This is a genomic window from Limnohabitans sp. G3-2, from assembly GCF_002778275.1.
GTDB lineage: Bacteria > Pseudomonadota > Gammaproteobacteria > Burkholderiales > Burkholderiaceae_C > Limnohabitans_A.
On the sequence record NZ_NESG01000008.1, the window covers coordinates 1 to 15466 of the forward strand.

Annotated in this window: 20 protein-coding genes and 4 tRNA genes; 4 read left to right on the forward strand and 20 right to left on the reverse strand. The window is 57.0% G+C overall.

Annotation, left to right across the window (positions count from 1 at the left end):
• From B9Z31_RS13330 to rpe, 12 genes are all read right to left on the reverse strand, one after another.
• The coding region (locus tag B9Z31_RS13330) for a GTP-binding protein (protein ID WP_233200730.1) at nucleotides 1-139 on the reverse strand (139 nt) is incomplete at its 3' end.
• Between the two features lie 73 nt (nucleotides 140-212).
• A tRNA-Thr gene (locus tag B9Z31_RS13335) sits at nucleotides 213-287 on the reverse strand.
• 29 nt (nucleotides 288-316) lie between these two features.
• A tRNA-Gly gene (locus B9Z31_RS13340) sits at nucleotides 317-390 on the reverse strand.
• Nucleotides 391-475: 85 nt separating this feature from the next.
• Nucleotides 476-561: transfer RNA gene (locus B9Z31_RS13345), tRNA-Tyr, on the reverse strand.
• A 60-nt stretch (nucleotides 562-621) separates the two neighbouring features.
• Nucleotides 622-1383, reverse strand: coding sequence for a uracil-DNA glycosylase (locus B9Z31_RS13350; protein WP_100120073.1), 762 nt, complete (start codon nucleotides 1381-1383; stop codon nucleotides 622-624).
• Nucleotides 1383-2171: an indole-3-glycerol phosphate synthase TrpC gene (gene trpC / locus B9Z31_RS13355; protein WP_100120074.1), complete on the reverse strand. Its 789-nt coding sequence runs from the start codon at nucleotides 2169-2171 to the stop codon at nucleotides 1383-1385. Before trpC ends, B9Z31_RS13350 begins: the two co-directional genes overlap by 1 nt.
• Before the next feature lie 136 nt (nucleotides 2172-2307).
• Nucleotides 2308-3336: an anthranilate phosphoribosyltransferase gene (trpD, locus tag B9Z31_RS13360; RefSeq protein ID WP_100120209.1), complete on the reverse strand. Its 1029-nt coding sequence runs from the start codon at nucleotides 3334-3336 to the stop codon at nucleotides 2308-2310.
• Nucleotides 3337-3415: 79 nt separating this feature from the next.
• Nucleotides 3416-4492: a low-specificity L-threonine aldolase gene (gene ltaE, locus B9Z31_RS13365; protein ID WP_100120075.1), complete on the reverse strand. Its 1077-nt coding sequence runs from the start codon at nucleotides 4490-4492 to the stop codon at nucleotides 3416-3418.
• The gene (locus tag B9Z31_RS13370; protein ID WP_199174509.1) at nucleotides 4489-5070 is read right to left on the reverse strand and encodes an aminodeoxychorismate/anthranilate synthase component II; all 582 of its coding nucleotides are present in this window, start codon (nucleotides 5068-5070) and stop codon (nucleotides 4489-4491) included. The genes ltaE and B9Z31_RS13370 overlap by 4 nt, the downstream gene beginning before the upstream one ends.
• A 2-nt stretch (nucleotides 5071-5072) precedes the next feature.
• On the reverse strand, nucleotides 5073-6572 hold the full coding sequence (gene trpE / locus B9Z31_RS13375) for an anthranilate synthase component I (protein WP_100120210.1): 1500 nt from the start codon (nucleotides 6570-6572) through the stop codon (nucleotides 5073-5075).
• Nucleotides 6573-6825: 253 nt separating this feature from the next.
• Nucleotides 6826-7560 carry a phosphoglycolate phosphatase gene (gph, locus tag B9Z31_RS13380; protein ID WP_100120077.1) on the reverse strand — a complete coding sequence of 245 codons (735 nt, stop codon included), beginning with the start codon at nucleotides 7558-7560 and terminating at the stop codon, nucleotides 6826-6828.
• A gap of 2 nt (nucleotides 7561-7562) precedes the next feature.
• Nucleotides 7563-8243, reverse strand: coding sequence for a ribulose-phosphate 3-epimerase (gene rpe, locus B9Z31_RS13385; RefSeq protein ID WP_100120078.1), 681 nt, complete (start codon nucleotides 8241-8243; stop codon nucleotides 7563-7565).
• A 29-nt stretch (nucleotides 8244-8272) separates the two neighbouring features.
• Between rpe and apaG the strand changes: the two genes are divergently transcribed.
• Genes apaG through B9Z31_RS13405 form a run of 4 tightly spaced genes read left to right on the forward strand, consistent with a single transcriptional unit; the run spans nucleotide 8273 to nucleotide 10666 of the window.
• Nucleotides 8273-8665: a Co2+/Mg2+ efflux protein ApaG gene (gene apaG / locus B9Z31_RS13390; protein ID WP_100120079.1), complete on the forward strand. Its 393-nt coding sequence runs from the start codon at nucleotides 8273-8275 to the stop codon at nucleotides 8663-8665.
• Nucleotides 8666-8691: 26 nt separating this feature from the next.
• A complete protein-coding gene (gene thiL, locus B9Z31_RS13395) occupies nucleotides 8692-9651 on the forward strand; it encodes a thiamine-phosphate kinase (RefSeq protein WP_100120080.1) in 960 nt (319 codons plus the stop codon).
• Entirely contained in the window at nucleotides 9648-10187 is a 540-nt protein-coding gene (locus B9Z31_RS13400; RefSeq protein WP_100120081.1) for a phosphatidylglycerophosphatase A, read from the forward strand. The genes thiL and B9Z31_RS13400 overlap by 4 nt, the downstream gene beginning before the upstream one ends.
• Nucleotides 10187-10666, forward strand: coding sequence for a CinA family protein (locus B9Z31_RS13405; protein WP_100120082.1), 480 nt, complete (start codon nucleotides 10187-10189; stop codon nucleotides 10664-10666). Before B9Z31_RS13400 ends, B9Z31_RS13405 begins: the two co-directional genes overlap by 1 nt.
• 65 nt (nucleotides 10667-10731) lie before the next feature.
• Here the strand turns inward: B9Z31_RS13405 and B9Z31_RS13410 are convergent.
• The 8 genes from B9Z31_RS13410 to secY all read right to left on the reverse strand — a co-directional run bounded on the left by B9Z31_RS13410 (nucleotide 10732) and on the right by secY (nucleotide 15455).
• Nucleotides 10732-10808 (reverse strand) — tRNA-Met (locus B9Z31_RS13410).
• An 18-nt stretch (nucleotides 10809-10826) separates the two neighbouring features.
• Complete coding sequence (gene rplQ, locus B9Z31_RS13415) at nucleotides 10827-11213, reverse strand: 50S ribosomal protein L17 (RefSeq protein WP_100120083.1); 387 nt, start codon at nucleotides 11211-11213, stop codon at nucleotides 10827-10829.
• An 82-nt stretch (nucleotides 11214-11295) separates the two neighbouring features.
• Nucleotides 11296-12288, reverse strand: coding sequence for a DNA-directed RNA polymerase subunit alpha (gene rpoA / locus B9Z31_RS13420; RefSeq protein WP_100120084.1), 993 nt, complete (start codon nucleotides 12286-12288; stop codon nucleotides 11296-11298).
• A gap of 104 nt (nucleotides 12289-12392) precedes the next feature.
• Entirely contained in the window at nucleotides 12393-13016 is a 624-nt protein-coding gene (gene rpsD / locus B9Z31_RS13425) for a 30S ribosomal protein S4 (protein WP_100120085.1), read from the reverse strand.
• Nucleotides 13017-13102: 86 nt separating this feature from the next.
• Complete coding sequence (gene rpsK, locus B9Z31_RS13430) at nucleotides 13103-13507, reverse strand: 30S ribosomal protein S11 (protein WP_019429279.1); 405 nt, start codon at nucleotides 13505-13507, stop codon at nucleotides 13103-13105.
• A 19-nt stretch (nucleotides 13508-13526) separates the two neighbouring features.
• Nucleotides 13527-13892: a 30S ribosomal protein S13 gene (rpsM, locus tag B9Z31_RS13435; protein WP_019429278.1), complete on the reverse strand. Its 366-nt coding sequence runs from the start codon at nucleotides 13890-13892 to the stop codon at nucleotides 13527-13529.
• A gap of 24 nt (nucleotides 13893-13916) precedes the next feature.
• Nucleotides 13917-14030, reverse strand: coding sequence for a 50S ribosomal protein L36 (gene rpmJ / locus B9Z31_RS13440; protein ID WP_028820150.1), 114 nt, complete (start codon nucleotides 14028-14030; stop codon nucleotides 13917-13919).
• A gap of 105 nt (nucleotides 14031-14135) precedes the next feature.
• Nucleotides 14136-15455 (reverse strand): preprotein translocase subunit SecY, encoded by a 1320-nt coding sequence (gene secY, locus B9Z31_RS13445; protein ID WP_100120086.1) that lies wholly within the window; start codon nucleotides 15453-15455, stop codon nucleotides 14136-14138.
• Nucleotides 15456-15466 lie beyond the last annotated feature (11 nt).

Genomic DNA, 15466 nt, shown 5'->3' on the forward strand with positions numbered 1-15466 from the left:
ACGCTTTGGCAGCACCGCCGAACTTGGCAGCCAACACGGTGGTGATGGCGGCAGTCAGGGTGGTCTTGCCGTGGTCAACGTGACCGATGGTGCCCACGTTCACGTGGGGTTTGGTCCGTTCGAATTTCTCTTTTGCCATATCTTCGACTCCGAAAAGTAGTGGTCAACAACCAAGACAGAAGGCGCACAACTTCCATTGCGCGCCCCAAAACTGGTGCCCTTGGCGGGAATCGGACCCGCGACCTCTCCCTTACCAAGGGAGTGCTCTACCACTGAGCCACAAGGGCAAAACTTCTAACAAACTCGAGCAATTGACTGGAGCGGGAAACGGGAATCGAACCCGTGTCATTAGCTTGGAAGGCTAAGGTTCTACCATTAAACTACTCCCGCACTGAATGCGCCGCACGAGTGGATGCAACGCCAATGCTTGGAACCATTTCCAAATGCTCTCATCAACCGCCAAAAGGCAGTTTGCTGGTGGAGGAGACTGGATTCGAACCAGTGTAGGCGTAAGCCAACAGATTTACAGTCTGCCCCCTTTAGCCACTCGGGCACCCCTCCAGAAGCGAGTCTTAGATTATGCCATCTTTTTGTGACACACCGCAAGTCGCTTGAACATTTTTACCATTGGACTTTCTTTTCATGGTGTAAAGCCCAAAATCGAGCGGCTTGCTCAAAATGTCCGCACCCCAAAAAGGGCACAGGGGGACGCAAAGCAGACAGGGGCGAAGGGTGATTGGCCTGCAAAATCAAATGCCGACCCGTCGTATCGGCGGTTTCAATCAGCGTTTTTTTGGCTTGTGCCTGTGCACCCCAGAGCATGAATACGACCGGATGTTCGCTTTTTGCCACCGCCATGATCAGCGCATCGGTCAAAGCCTCCCAACCCCATCGGGCATGACTGGCAGCCAAGCCCTCTTCGACCGTCAAGCAGGCATTCAAAAGCAGCACACCTTGACCCGCCCAGTGCGCCAATGAGCCGTTGACAGGGCTTGCAAGGCCCAGACTTTGCTTGAGCTCTTTGAAAATATTGCGCAAACTCGGCGGCACACGCACACCCGGGGCCACAGAAAAGGCCAAACCTTCCGCTTGCCCTGGGCCGTGGTAAGGGTCTTGCCCCAGAATCACGGCCCGCACCTGATGCAAGGGCGTCAGGCGCAAGGCCCTCAATGGATCGGGCGGGTAAATGGTCTTGCCTGCTTTGAGGGCTTCGGTCAATCGCGCCGTCAGAGCAAGCCCCTGCGGCGAAGCCAAAAAGTCAGCCACCAAGGGTCTCCAGCCCTGGTCCAAGGTGCTCACCTCGGGCGGCCAATGCCGCAAACAAGCCAGGCCTGATGGCTCGGTTTCCAAGGCCAAGTTCAGCTGATCAAGTGGCCGAGACATCAGGCGAAGAGTTTGGCCAGGGCCTCGCCAGGTTCGTTGGCGCGCATGAACGCCTCACCCACTAAAAACGCATGGACCTGGGCCTCGCGCATGCGCTGCACATCGGCGGCCGTTTGGATGCCGCTTTCGGTCACCAGGAGGCGGTCTTGCGGCACGTCAGGCAGCGTGTCCAAGGTCGTTTGCAAGGACACCTCAAAGGTTTTCAGGTTGCGGTTGTTGATGCCGACCAGCCGCGTTTTGAGTTTCAGGGCGCGTTGCAGTTCGGCCCTGTCGTGCACCTCCACCAACACCGCCATGTCCAAGCTGCGGGCCACGGCCTCCATCTCGGCCATTTGGGCATCTTCCAGGCAAGCGGCGATGAGCAAGATGGCGTCGGCCCCCATGGCACGCGCTTCGTACACCTGGTAGACATCGACCATGAAGTCTTTGCGCAGCACGGGCAGGTCGCAACTGGCACGGGCTTGTTTGAGGTAATCCACACTGCCTTGAAAGAACTGCTTGTCCGTCAAGACCGAGAGGCAAGCCGCCCCGAATTCAGCGTAGCTTTGGGCTATGTCAGCCGGAATGAAGTCGGCCCGCAACACACCTTTGGATGGGCTGGCCTTCTTGATTTCGGCGATCACCGCCGCTTGGCCTGCAGCGATCTTGGCACGCATCGCCCCTTCGAAGTCGCGGGTCAGCACGCGGCTTTCGGCATCGGCCCGCACCACGGCCAGTGATTTTTGCTTCAAGGCCGCAGCCACTTCTTCGCGTTTGACCGCAACAATTTTGTCCAAGATGTCACTCATGATTTACTTTCTGTGCGGGCTCGGTGGCGCCGTTTTTCAAAATGCGAACAAAGAGGCGGTGCATCACCCATGCGGCGAGCAAAAACAAAGCCGAGACGCCACAAGCGATCCAGGCACCCTCGTCACGCCACATGGCTCACGTCGCCTTCTGACCAAAGGCCACAAACTGCGCCAGTTTGGCTTTGGCCGCGCCCGACTCGATGGCCACACGCGCACGCGCCAGGCCATCGGCGATGCTGCTGGCCACATTGGCCGCATACAAGGCCGCGCCCGCATTGATCATGACAATGTCCCGCGCCGCTCCAGGCTCATTGTCCAGCACGCCACGCAGCATGGCCATGGATTGCTCGGGGGTGTCCACTTTCAGCGCTCGGTTGCTGGCCATGGTCAAGCCAAAATCTTCTGGGTGGATTTCGTATTCGGTGATCTGTCCGTTTTTCAGCTCACCCACCAAAGTGGCCGCGCCGAGGCTGATTTCGTCCATGCCGTCGCGCCCGTACACCACCACCGCATGCTCAGCGCCCAAACGCTGCAAGGCACGCACCTGAATGCCCACCAAGTCAGAATGGAAGACGCCCATCAAGATATTCGGCGCGCTGGCTGGATTGGTGAGCGGCCCCAAGATATTGAACATGGTTCGCACCCCCAGCTCCTTGCGCACAGGCGCCACGTTTTTCATGGCCGGGTGGTGGTTGGGAGCGAACATGAAACCGATGCCCACCTCGTCGATGGAACGCGCGATCTGCTCAGGCGACAAGTGGATATTGCCGCCCAAAGCTTCCACGACATCTGCACTTCCGGATTTGCTGCTGACGCTGCGCCCGCCATGTTTGGCGGTTTTGGCGCCAGCGGCTGCGGCCACAAACATGGCGCAGGTCGAAATGTTGAAGGTATGGGCCCCGTCGCCACCTGTGCCCACGATGTCCACCAAATGCGTTGGATCGGCCACATGCACCTTGGTGGAAAACTCGCGCATCACTTGGGCGGCTGCGGTGATTTCGCCTATGGTCTCTTTTTTCACGCGCAAACCTGTGAGCAAAGCCGCCGTCATGACGGGCGACAGCTCACCCTTCATGATCATGCGCATGATGTGGAGCATCTCGTCATGAAAAATCTCACGGTGCTCGATCGTGCGTTGAAGTGCTTCTTGCGGTGTGATGGGCATGGCGTTGTCCTTGCGGTTGATCGGGGGCATGAAAATAAGGCGTCGATGGGTGCCGTTGAGCGCGGTGGGGGCCAGTGTGTCAATAAACGCCAGCGCTGCCATGGGCTGCGGGCGTCTTGGCCAAGGGCTGCGCCATGAAGCGCTGGATGCATGCCACGGCGTGGTCAATGCCCGCAGCATCCACGCCCAGGTGCGTCACAAAACGCAGGCCGATCAACCCTGTGGCCAAAACGCCATGGGCCTTCAGGTCTTCGAGCAGCGCCGGACCACGCCCATCGGCCACATCCACAAAAACGATGTTGGTTTGCGCCGAACGCACGCTCAGACCCGGCACGCCTTGCAGACCTTGGGCCAGCCGCTGCACCAGCGCATGGTCATCGGCCAAACGCGCCACATGGTGCTCCAAAGCATACAAAGCAGCAGCCGCCAAAATGCCGGACTGGCGCAAGCCACCACCCAGCACCTTGCGCCAGCGCAGCGCCTTGGCGATCAGTTCATGCGAGCCGCACAAGGCCGAGCCCACGGGCGCGCCCAGCCCCTTGCTGAAGCACACCGAGACGCTGTCAAAAGGGTCCACGATGCGACGCACGCTGGCCATGACCGGCCCGCCTTCGGCCTGCGCCACGGCCGCATTGAACAGACGGGCACCATCCAGATGCACCGCCAAACCATGCTGCCGGGCCAGGTCTGTGGCTGCCTGCAAATAAGCCTGCGACATCGGGTGGCCGTTCCAGGTGTTTTCCAGCGCCAGCAAACGGGTGCGTGCGAAGTGGCAGTCCATGGGTTTGATGGCTGCAGCGATGTCGCTCAACGCCATTTCACCTGCGGTGTTTTGCGCCAGCGGCTGGGGCTGGATGCTGCCCAGCACGGCGGCACCGCCGCCTTCGTAACGGTATGTGTGCGCGTTTTGACCCACGATGTATTCGTCGCCCCGCTCACAGTGCGCCATCAGGGCGCACAGATTGCTTTGCGTGCCAGAAGGCATGAACAGCGCGGCCTCTTTGCCGGTGATCTGCGCCATGCGCTCTTGCAGGGCGTTGACCGTCGGGTCATCGCCAAACACGTCGTCACCCAGGGGCGCGCTCAGCATGGCCTCGCGCATGGCGGCGGTGGGCTGGGTGACGGTGTCACTGCGCAGATCAATCGGCTGGTTCATGGGCGCACCAAAAAGTTTTTCAGCATGGCGTGACCGTGTTCGGTCAGGATGGATTCTGGATGGAACTGCACACCTTCGATGTCCAGCTCGGTGTGCCGCACGCCCATGATTTCACCGTCATCGGTCCAGGCGGTGACCTTCAGACAGGGCGGGCAAGAAGCCCGCTCAATGGCCAGGGAGTGGTAACGGTTGACCGTGAACTGCTGAGGCAAGCCTGCGAACACACCCTCTTGGGTGGTGCCGATGACACTGGTTTTGCCGTGCATCAACTCTTGCGCCCGAACGATCTTGCCGCCAAAGGCCGCGCCAATGCTTTGGTGTCCCAGGCACACCCCCAATATGGGCAGTTGGCCTGCGAAATGCTGAATCGCCGACACCGAAATACCCGCCTCGGCAGGCGAACAAGGACCCGGCGAGATCACCAAACGGTCAGGCTGGCGAGCCGCTATGCCCTCGAGCGTGATTTCGTCGTTTCGGAAGACCTCGACCTCGGCCCCCAACTCGCCAAAATACTGCACGATGTTGAAGGTGAAAGAGTCGTAGTTGTCGACCATGAGGAGTTTGATTTTGGGGGTCATGATCACTCCAAGCCTTCTTCCACCAACTCGCTGGCCCGCAGCAAGGCACGGGCCTTGTGCTCGGTTTCACGCCACTCCATCTCGGGCACGGAATCGGCCACCACGCCGGCAGCCGCCTGCACATACAAGGTCTGGTCCTTGATCACGGCAGTGCGGATCGCAATCGCCACATCCATGTCGCCCGCGTAGCTGATGTAGCCACACGCGCCGCCGTAGATGCCGCGTTTGACGGGCTCGAACTGGTCGATCAGCTCCATGGCATGCACCTTTGGCGCGCCTGTCAGGGTGCCCGCCGGGAAGGTGGCTTTGAGCACGTCCATGTTGCTCATGCCTGGGTTGAGCAAACCCTCGACGTTGCTCACGATGTGCATGACGTGGCTGTAACGCTCCACCACAAAGGCCTCGGTGACCTTGACGGAGCCAATTTGCGCGATGCGGCCAATGTCGTTGCGCGCCAGATCGATCAGCATCACATGCTCGGCCCGCTCCTTGGGATCGCTGATGAGCTCTTGCTCGGCCGCCTTGTCTTTCTCGGGCGTTGCACCACGGGGGCGTGTGCCCGCCAGCGGTCGGATGATGACTTTGGCGCCGTCTTCGGTCTGCTCTTGGCGCACCAAAATTTCGGGGCTGGCCCCAACAACATGGAAGTCGCCGAAGTTGTAGAAGTACATGTAAGGGCTGGGGTTGAGCGAGCGCAGCGCTCGGTACAAGGACAGCGGACTCTCGGTGTAGCGTTTTTTGATGCGCTGGCCCACCTGCACTTGCATGAAGTCGCCTCCGGCAATCAGCTCTTTGGCTTTTTCTACAGCCGCGATGTAATCGGCCTTTGGAAAGTCACGCTCAGCCGGGTAAGACTGCGTGGGTTTGACCACCGGGGCGCTGACCGAGTATTTGAGCTGCTCTTTCAAATCGCGCAGGCGTTTCTTGGCACCCACATAGGCTTCGGGCGTGCCCGGGTCGGCATAGACTATCAGGTAGAGCTTGCCCGACAGGTTGTCGATCACGGCCAGCTCTTCACATTGCAGCAGCAAAATGTCGGGCGTGCCCAAGGTATCGGGCGGGCATGATTTTTCGAGCTTTTTCTCGATGTAGCGCACAGCGTCGTAACCAAAGTAGCCTGCCAAGCCCCCACAGAAACGGGGCAGGCCAGGCCGCAAGGCCACTTTGAAACGCTGTTGATACTGCTCGATGAAGTCCAGTGGATTGCCCATGGACGTTTCCGTGACCACGCCATCACGCACCACTTCGGTCTTGGCATCGGCCCCAAAGCCGCTGGCGCGCAGCAGCGTGCGGGCGGGTAAACCGATGAAGCTGTATCGGCCAAAACGCTCGCCTCCCACCACGGATTCCAGCAAAAAACTGTATTGGCCGTTGTCCTTGGTGTGCGCCAGCTTCAGGTACAGCGAGAGGGGGGTTTCCAGGTCCGCAAAGGCTTCCAGCATGAGTGGAATGCGGTTGTAGCCTTGACTGGCCAGGCTTTTGAATTCAAGTTCGGTGATCACGGGCAAGAGCCTCCAAAGCGCTCAGCGACCTCTGGCGAGGTGCTTTCATTCATCCAGGTGCCCAGCCGATGCTGGGCGCGGGTGGCGGGCAAAGCCGCACGGTCGAAGTGTCAGGCTGGCTGACGCCAGGGCCAGGCTCCCCGGCCTTCCGCTGGGGAATGGCTCGGCAGTCTGACTGCGCAGGAGTGGCTGAGGATGAGGCTCATGATGTCGTTGAGTGTATCAAAGCTGGCTGCCCGTTTTCAAACCCGCATCATGCGCCGGCTGCACGCAAGCAGTCAGGCAACTGCGCCAGTGTGTCCAGCCAAGCGGCGGCTGGGGTGTCTTGCACAGCTTGCCCATGGTTGTAGCCATACGTCACCAGCACCACGGGGCAACCTGCGGCATGGGCCGCTTGGGCATCGTTGCTGGAATCACCCACCATCAAGGTTTGGCCTACCGGCACGCCCAAAGCCTCGCAGGTTTTGAGGATGGGCCATGGATCGGGTTTTTTGCGCTCAAAGCTGTCACCGCCAAAGACATGTGCAAAGTAAGGATCCAGCGATTTTTCTTTCAACAAGGCCTGCGCAAATGACAACGGCTTGTTGGTGAGGCACGCCATGGGCAAGCCCTGCGCTGAAAAGGCTTGCAGCGCCGCCAACACGCCGGGATACACATCGGCGAACTGCCCATTGATCTGGCGGTAATGGTGCTGGTAGCGCAACCAAGCCCGGTCATACAAAGCATCGACCGAGAGCGCAGCACAGGCCTGCCCCACACCCTTGACCTCTGGCCGCGCCAACTGGTGGGCCAGGAGTGTTCGAATCAGGTGCTCAGAGCCTTTGCCAATGGTCTGCTCGATCAAGGCATCGGAGACAGGGGGCAAGTCCAGATCGGCCATGGTGCGGTGCAAAGCCACCTGGAAATCACCCAAGGTGTGGACCATGGTGCCGTCCAGGTCAAAAATGACCGCTTTGATCTGGGACAGATCGCTGGCGTGAGGCGTCATGCTCAGCCCAAAGCCAGGCGCATCTGGTCGATCACCCCTTTGTAATCGGGTTTGCCAAAGATGGCGCTCCCAGCCACAAACGTGTCCGCGCCGGCGTCGGCCACACGGCGGATGTTGTCGACTTTGATGCCACCATCCACCTCGAGGCGGATGTCGCGCCCGCTCGCATCAATCAGCTTGCGAGCGTGCTCAATCTTGCGCAAAGCCGAGTCAATGAAGCTTTGCCCACCGAAACCGGGGTTGACGCTCATGATCAGGATCAAGTCAATCTCGTCAAGGGTCCACTCCAGCACATCCAGCGACTCCGCCGGGTTGAAGACCAAACCCGCTTTCACACCCTTGCTTTTGATGGCCTGGATGCTGCGGTGCACATGGCCGCTGGCATCGGGATGGAAACTGATCAAATCGGCCCCGGCCTCGGCAAAGGAAGCGGCCAGCGCATCCACGGGCGAAATCATCAAATGCACATCGATCGGAACCGCCACCCCGGCAGCCGTTTTGGCATGCGGCTTGAGGGCTTGGCAAATCATGGGGCCAAATGTGAGGTTGGGCACGTAATGGTTGTCCATCACGTCAAAATGGATCCAGTCTGCGCCAGCGTCGATGACGCTTTTGACTTCTTCGCCCAAACGCGCGAAGTCAGCTGAGAGGATTGAAGGGGCAATTCGGTAGGTCGTCGTCATGCCTGAATTGTCGCAGTTAACATGCGCAAATGCCTTCCTACACCGTTCAAATTGATGTCCAGCCCCAATACGTGGCGGACCAGAGCAATCCCCTTCAAAAGGTTTTTGCCTTCGCTTACACCGTCACGGCGACGAACACGGGTTCTGTCCCGGTGCAACTCATTTCAAGGCATTGGGTGATTCAAGACGAAAGCGGCCACACGGACGAGGTCAAAGGATTGGGCGTTGTGGGCCAGCAACCCTTGCTGCGTCCGGGCGAGTCTTTTCAATACACCAGCGGCTGCCGCTTGCATGCGCCCAGTGGCACCATGCATGGCAGTTACTTTTTTGTCGCCGAAGACGGGCATCGTTTTGATGCCCCCATTGCCACTTTCGTGCTCGAGTCCTCCGGCTCAGGACTGTCGGGCCGAACGCTCCACTGATTTCACCTTGGGTTAAGCTCTTGGCCATGGGCGAATTTGACCTGATTGAACGCTTTTTCAAGCGCCCGCCGCGCAAAGCGGATGTGGGCATTGGGGATGACTGTGCTGTATGGTCTGCGCGTGCTGGCCATCAGTTGGCTTTTTCTGCCGACATGCTCGTCGAAGGTCGACACTTTTTATCGACCGTTGAGCCATCTCGGCTGGGCCACAAAGCACTGGCCGTGAATTTGAGCGATTTGGCCGCCTGCGGAGCCACCCCTCAAGCTTTCTTGCTCTCTTTGTCCTTGCCCAGGGCTGATGAAGGCTGGTTGTCTGGTTTTTCCCAAGGCCTGTTTCAATTGGCCGATGCCCATCACTGTGAGCTGATCGGCGGCGACACCACCCAAGGCCCCTTGAACATTGCCATCACCGTGATGGGGGACGTCCCTGTGGGTCAGTCCATTTTGCGCAGCGGCGCGCAAGTGGGTGATGACATCTATGTGAGTGGTCATTTGGGCGATGCGCGCTTGGCTCTGGAAGCGTTTCGGGGTTCGGTTGGCTTGCCACAACCTGTGTTCGACACCGCACGACTGCGCATGGAACTGCCCACACCCCGCGTGGCTTTGGGCATGGCACTTCGAGGTATTGCACATGCCATGGCCGACATCAGCGATGGCTTGCTGGGTGATTTGGGCCATATCCTCAAAGCCAGCCATGTGGGGGCCGAAATTGATCTGGCCGCCATGCCTGACCTCATGCAAACCAGCCATCTCTGGTCGTGCCCATCCGATTTGGCACTGACCTGTGTTTTGTCAGGTGGCGATGATTACGAGCTCGTTTTCTGCGCGCCCCCCTCAGCCTCTGAAGCCATCCATGCGGTATCACAGGCTTGCATGACGCCCATCACCCGAATTGGCCGCATCACCGGTCAACCCGAACTGGTTTTACGGGATGCCCACGGGCAGATCGTTCCCTTGAAGTTCCGCTCATTTGATCATTTCGCATGACGACGCCTGTGACCACTTTTGAATCTGGCCAAGTTCGTGGCCCCGTTCAGCCAACGGTGGCCTTCATGCTGGCGCATCCGGCCCACGCCGTGGCTTTGGGACTGGGTTCAGGCCTGGCGCCCAAAGCTCCCGGGACGGTCGGCAGCCTGTGGGCTTGGCTCTCCTGGCTGGTCATTCAACATTACCTCTCATGGTCCGAGCAAGCCCTCTTGATCACCGCCACCTTTTTGGCTGGCTGGTGGGCTTGCACCGTCACGGCACGCCACATGCGGATCAGCGATCCCGGTGCCATTGTGGTCGACGAAATTGTGGCGATGTGGTTGATTTTGTTCTTGCTCATGCCCAGTACTTTCTGGGGTCAATTGGCTGCTTTTGCCCTTTTTCGCTTTTTTGACGCGGTCAAACCTGGGCCTGTTGCGTGGGCCGATCGTCTTTTTAAGGGGTACGGTTGGCGCGGTGGTTTCGGCATCCTGTTTGACGACTTGGTGGCTGCGTTTTGCACCCTGCTTGTGTTGGCGTTTTGGAGGTGGTTCTGATGACCGATATTTCCCATCGCCTGGCTGAACGTTTGTTGTCGCTGCAATGGCAAATGGCCACGGCGGAAAGCTGTACTGGAGGACTGATTTCGGCCTGCTGCACGGACTTGGCTGGATCCAGTGCTTGGTTTGACCGCGGATTTGTGACTTACTCCAACGATGCCAAAACACACATGCTGGGCGTACCACCCGACATGATCTCAGCGCACGGTGCCGTCAGTGAACCTGTTGCCCATGCCATGGCCATGGGGGCAGTTTACAGATCCAAAGCGCAAGCATCTGTCGCCGTCACTGGCGTTGCGGGCCCCAGCGGCGGCAGCGCAGAAAAGCCTGTGGGCACCGTTTGGTTTGGCTGGTGCATACAGGGCTTGGTTGCAACTGAAATTCAGCACTTTGGTGGCGATCGCCAAGCCATTCGGCAGGCGACCGCCTTGCACGCACTGGAAGGCCTTCTCAAGCGCTTACCCCATCTGAGCTGAAAGACATTCAGAAACGAAAAAACCCTCCGAAGAGGGTTTTTTGAAATTCAACCGAGGTTGAAATTTGGTTGCGGGGGCCGGATTTGAACCAACGACCTTTGGGTTATGAGCCCAACGAGCTACCAGACTGCTCCACCCCGCGGTATTCCTACATTGTACCTTACTCTGCTGCTGTTTCGGCAGAAGAATCAGCGCGATCGACCAATTCGACCAAGGCCATCGGTGCGTTGTCACCCACGCGGTAACCCATTTTCAGGATACGTGTGTAACCACCAGGGCGCGAAGCCGAACGTGGGCCCAACACATTGAACAATTTGGTGACGCTGTCACGGTCACGCAAACGGTTGAACGCCAAGCGACGGTTCGACAAGTTGTCCACTTTGGCCAAGGTGATCATGGGCTCGATCACGCGGCGCAATTCTTTGGCCTTAGGCACTGTGGTTTTGATGACTTCATGCTCGATGAGCGAGTTCATCATGTTCTGCAGCATCGCAAGGCGGTGCGAGCTGGTGCGATTGAGTTTGCGGAGGCCGTGTCCGTGACGCATGGTGCTTACCTTTCTTTATTAAACAGGCAGCCGTATCAGGTACTGCCCGTGCACACCCCGGATCAAGTCCGGGAACTTTGAATTAACGCTTTTCCAGACCTGCTGGAGGCCAAGCTTCGAGCTTCATGCCCAAAGTCAGACCACGGGAAGCCAAAACTTCCTTGATTTCGTTGAGTGACTTGCGACCCAGGTTAGGGGTTTTGAGCAACTCATTTTCGGTGCGCTGAATCAGATCACCGATGTAGTAAATGTTTTCTGCTTTGAGGCAGTTGGCCGAACGAACAGTGAGTTCGAGTTCATCCACAGGGCGCAAGAGGATCGGATCGAAATTGCCAGCGCCGCCGCGTTGGGCAGGCTCATTGAATGCAGACAATTCGCTGCCTTCGAGCTGCGCAAACACAGCCAACTGCTCGACCAGGATCTTGGCCGAAGAACGCACAGCGTCTTCAGCAGTGATGGCACCGTTGGTTTCGATCTCGATGACCAGTTTGTCCAAGTCGGTACGCTGCTCCACACGGGCGCTCTCAACGGTGTAGCTCACACGCTTAACAGGTGAAAACGACGCATCCAGAACAATACGGCCCAAAGCCTTGGTGGGCTCGTCGGCGAAACGACGCATGCTGCCGGGCACATAACCACGGCCCTTTTCGACCTTGATTTGCATGTCCAACTTGCCGCCATGCGACAGGTTGGCAATGACGTGCTCTGGGTTCACAATTTCAACGTCGTGCGGCGTCTGAATGTCGGCAGCCGTCACAGCGCCTTCGCCATCTTTGCGCAGACTCAAGGTCACTTCGTCACGGTTGTGGAGTTTGAAAACCACACCTTTGAGGTTCAACAAGATGTTCACAACATCTTCCTGCACGCCATCAATGGATGAGTATTCGTGGACAACACCCGCGATGGTCACCTCGGTGGCGGAGTAACCCACCATGGATGACAGCAAAACGCGGCGCAGCGCGTTGCCAAGCGTGTGACCATAACCACGCTCGAAGGGCTCCAACGTGACTTTTGCACGGTTGGCCGCCAATTGTTCGACTTGGATGGCTTTGGGTTTCAACAGATTGGTTTGCATTCAGACTTCCCCTCAATACCCCCGGTCCGTTACACCGGTAAGGCTGATGAAGCACCCGGTGCCGCTTCGGAAGACAGCCCGGGAACGATTGAAACGACTCAGAATTAACGCGAGTACAGTTCGACGATCAAGGATTCGTTGATGTCTGCAGCGAATTCATCACGATCAGGAACCTTCTTGAAGGTGCCTTCTGCCTTGTCGGCATTGACTTCCACCCAAGCAGGCATGCCCACTTGCAAAGCCAATTGCAAAGCTTCAACCACGCGGTTTTGCTTTTTGGATTTTTCACGAACAGCGATCACGTCACCGGCCTTGACCAGGTACGACGGGATGTTCACGGATTGGCCATTCACCGTGATGGCTTTGTGTGAAACCATCTGACGTGCTTCTGCGCGCGTGGAGCCAAAGCCCATGCGGTAGACCACGTTGTCCAAACGGCACTCGAGCAAAGCCAACAAGTTAGAGCCTGTGTTGCCTTTGCGGCGATCGGCTTCAGCGAAGTAGCGGCGGAATTGCTTCTCCAACACACCGTACATGCGCTTGACTTTTTGCTTTTCACGCAACTGCAAGCCGTAGTCTGATGTGCGCTGACCCGAAGTGCGGCCGTGTTGGCCAGGCTTGGTGTCAAATTTGGACTTGTCCGCAATCGAGCGACGGGCGCTCTTGAGGAACAAGTCGGTGCCTTCACGGCGAGAAAGTTTGGCCTTGGGGCCGAGGTAGCGTGCCACTTGATTTTCCTTTTATGCAACTACCGCATCAAAAATGCGGGAGCCAGGCGATGCAAGCATGGCCTGGCGGTGGGCTTGGTTTGAAATTAGATACGGCGACGCTTTTGTGGGCGGCAACCGTTGTGCGGGACGGGTGTCACATCAGCGATGGATGTGATGCGGATACCCAAGGCACCCAAAGCGCGAACGGAAGACTCACGACCGGGGCCTGGGCCCTTGATCTCGACGTCCAAGTTCTTGATGCCTTGTTCTTGCGCTGCGCGACCAGCCACTTCAGAAGCAACCTGGGCTGCGAAAGGTGTCGATTTGCGCGAACCTTTGAAGCCTTGGCCACCCGAAGAAGCCCAAGACAGAGCATTGCCTTGGCGGTCGGTGATGGTGATGATGGTGTTGTTGAACGACGCGTGAACGTGTGCAATACCGTCAGCAATGTTCTTGCGAACTTTTTTGCGGACACGTTGTGATGCGCTGTTTGATTGTGCTTTTGCCATAGTGGTCTCTCAATCCTGCTTATTTCTTCAGAGCCGCAGCGCCTTTGCGCGGACCCTTGCGAGTACGTGCATTGGTGCGTGTACGCTGACCACGCATGGGCAAGCCACGACGATGACGGAAACCACGGTAGCAACCGATGTCCATCAAACGCTTGATGTTCATGGTGGTTTCGCGACGCAGATCACCTTCAATGGTGAACACTGCGATTTGATCGCGAATTTTTTCGAGATCAGCGTCCGTCAGATCTTTGATCTTTTTGGAATAAGCGATGCCAGAGGCCTCGCAAATTTGTCGAGCGCGGGTGCGACCAATACCAAAAATGGCTGTCAAGCCAATTTCAGCATGTTTGTGCGGCGGAATGTTGATGCCAGCGATACGTGCCATTTTCGTCCTCTAAAACTAATTCAATCAGCCTTGACGCTGCTTGTGACGTGGATCTGTACAGATCACACGAACAACGCCTTTACGGCGAATGACCTTGCAGTTACGGCAAATTTTTTTCACCGAAGCAGAAACTCTCATGGTTCTCTCCTAAAACTCATCGATACCCAGACTTTTCAGACCAGGTGAAAAATATGGCCTTGCACAAATTGCGCAAGGTTCTTTACCAAACCTCGATCAAATCCATCAAGACTTGAAGCTCGCCTTTTTCAAAAGCGAATCGTACTGTTGTGACATCAAGTAATTTTGTACTTGAGCCATGAAATCCATGGTCACGACCACAATGATCAGCAACGATGTGCCGCCAAAGTAAAACGGAACATTGTATTTCAGAATCAAAAACTCAGGCAGCAGACACACGAAGGTGATGTATGCGGCACCGACAGCTGTCAAACGCAAAAGAATCTTGTCGATGTGCTTTGCAGTTTGGTCTCCGGGGCGGATACCTGGAATGAACGCGCCGCTTTTCTTCAAATTGTCTGCGGTCTCACGGCTGTTGAACACCAACGCTGTGTAGAAAAAACAGAAGAAAATGATCGCAGCGGCGTAAAACATCACATAGACAGGCTGACCGGGGGCCAATGCGTTCGCCACATCTTTGAAGAAACGAACGACAGCACTCTCAGAAGAGCCTGAACTGAACCATCCAATCAATGTTGCAGGCAACAAAATGATGGAAGACGCAAAAATTGGAGGAATCACACCCGCCATGTTCAGCTTGAGGGGCAAATGGGATGACTGACCGCCATACACCTTGTTGCCCACTTGACGGCGAGCGTAATTCACAAGAATTTTTCGCTGTCCGCGCTCGACAAACACCACAAAGTAGGTGACCAGAGCCACCACCACAATGATCAATATGGAGATCAAAGGGTTCATGGCGCCCGTGCGAACCAACTCAAATAAGCCACCCAAAGCACTGGGCAAGCCAGCGGCAATGCCAGCAAAAATCAGAATCGAAATGCCGTTGCCCAAACCTCGTTCGGTGATTTGTTCACCGAGCCACATGAGGAACATGGATCCAGCAGTCAAACTGACCACAGCTGTCATCCGAAATCCCATGCCAGGATTGATCACCAGGCCGGCCGAAGCCTCCAGTGCAACCGCAATACCGAACGACTGAAAAAGAGCCAGACCCAAAGCACCGAAGCGCGTGTACTGGGTGATTTTTCGTCGGCCAGCTTCGCCTTCTTTTTTCATCTGTTCAAACGATGGCACCACATACGTCAACAGCTGCATCACGATGGAGGCAGAAATGTACGGCATGATGCCCAGGGCAAAAATAGTGAACCGGGACAATGCGCCACCGGAAAACATATTGAACAGATTCAAGATGCCGCCTTGCTGACCGTTGAACAACTGCTTGAGTTGTTCAGGGTCAATGCCCGGCACAGGAATGTGAGCGCCTGCACGGTAAACAACCAGGGCGAGCAACAAAAACAGAAGACGACGACGCAAATCGCCGAACTTGTCTGCTTTAGCTGTTGTATTAGCGCTGGTTGCCACAGTGTTTCTCG

Bases quoted from the DNA above. Each gene is read 5' to 3' on its own strand.
- ltaE (WP_100120075.1), bottom strand. From the start codon at position 4,492: ATGAACCAGCCGATTGATCTGCGCAGTGACACCGTCACCCAGCCCACC.
- rpsK (WP_019429279.1), bottom strand. From the start codon at position 13,507: ATGGCAAAAGCACAATCAAACAGCGCATCACAACGTGTCCGCAAAAAA.
- thiL (WP_100120080.1), top strand. From the start codon at position 8,692: ATGGGCGAATTTGACCTGATTGAACGCTTTTTCAAGCGCCCGCCGCGC.
- rplQ (WP_100120083.1), bottom strand. From the start codon at position 11,213: ATGCGTCACGGACACGGCCTCCGCAAACTCAATCGCACCAGCTCGCAC.
- gph (WP_100120077.1), bottom strand. From the start codon at position 7,560: ATGACGCCTCACGCCAGCGATCTGTCCCAGATCAAAGCGGTCATTTTT.
- rpe (WP_100120078.1), bottom strand. From the start codon at position 8,243: ATGACGACGACCTACCGAATTGCCCCTTCAATCCTCTCAGCTGACTTC.
- rpoA (WP_100120084.1), bottom strand. From the start codon at position 12,288: ATGCAAACCAATCTGTTGAAACCCAAAGCCATCCAAGTCGAACAATTG.
- rpsM (WP_019429278.1), bottom strand. From the start codon at position 13,892: ATGGCACGTATCGCTGGCATCAACATTCCGCCGCACAAACATGCTGAA.
- apaG (WP_100120079.1), top strand. From the start codon at position 8,273: ATGCCTTCCTACACCGTTCAAATTGATGTCCAGCCCCAATACGTGGCG.
- trpC (WP_100120074.1), bottom strand. From the start codon at position 2,171: ATGAGTGACATCTTGGACAAAATTGTTGCGGTCAAACGCGAAGAAGTG.
- trpD (WP_100120209.1), bottom strand. From the start codon at position 3,336: ATGCCCATCACACCGCAAGAAGCACTTCAACGCACGATCGAGCACCGT.
- B9Z31_RS13400 (WP_100120081.1), top strand. From the start codon at position 9,648: ATGACGACGCCTGTGACCACTTTTGAATCTGGCCAAGTTCGTGGCCCC.
- B9Z31_RS13350 (WP_100120073.1), bottom strand. From the start codon at position 1,383: ATGTCTCGGCCACTTGATCAGCTGAACTTGGCCTTGGAAACCGAGCCA.
- rpmJ (WP_028820150.1), bottom strand. From the start codon at position 14,030: ATGAGAGTTTCTGCTTCGGTGAAAAAAATTTGCCGTAACTGCAAGGTC.
- B9Z31_RS13370 (WP_199174509.1), bottom strand. From the start codon at position 5,070: ATGACCCCCAAAATCAAACTCCTCATGGTCGACAACTACGACTCTTTC.
- B9Z31_RS13405 (WP_100120082.1), top strand. From the start codon at position 10,187: ATGACCGATATTTCCCATCGCCTGGCTGAACGTTTGTTGTCGCTGCAA.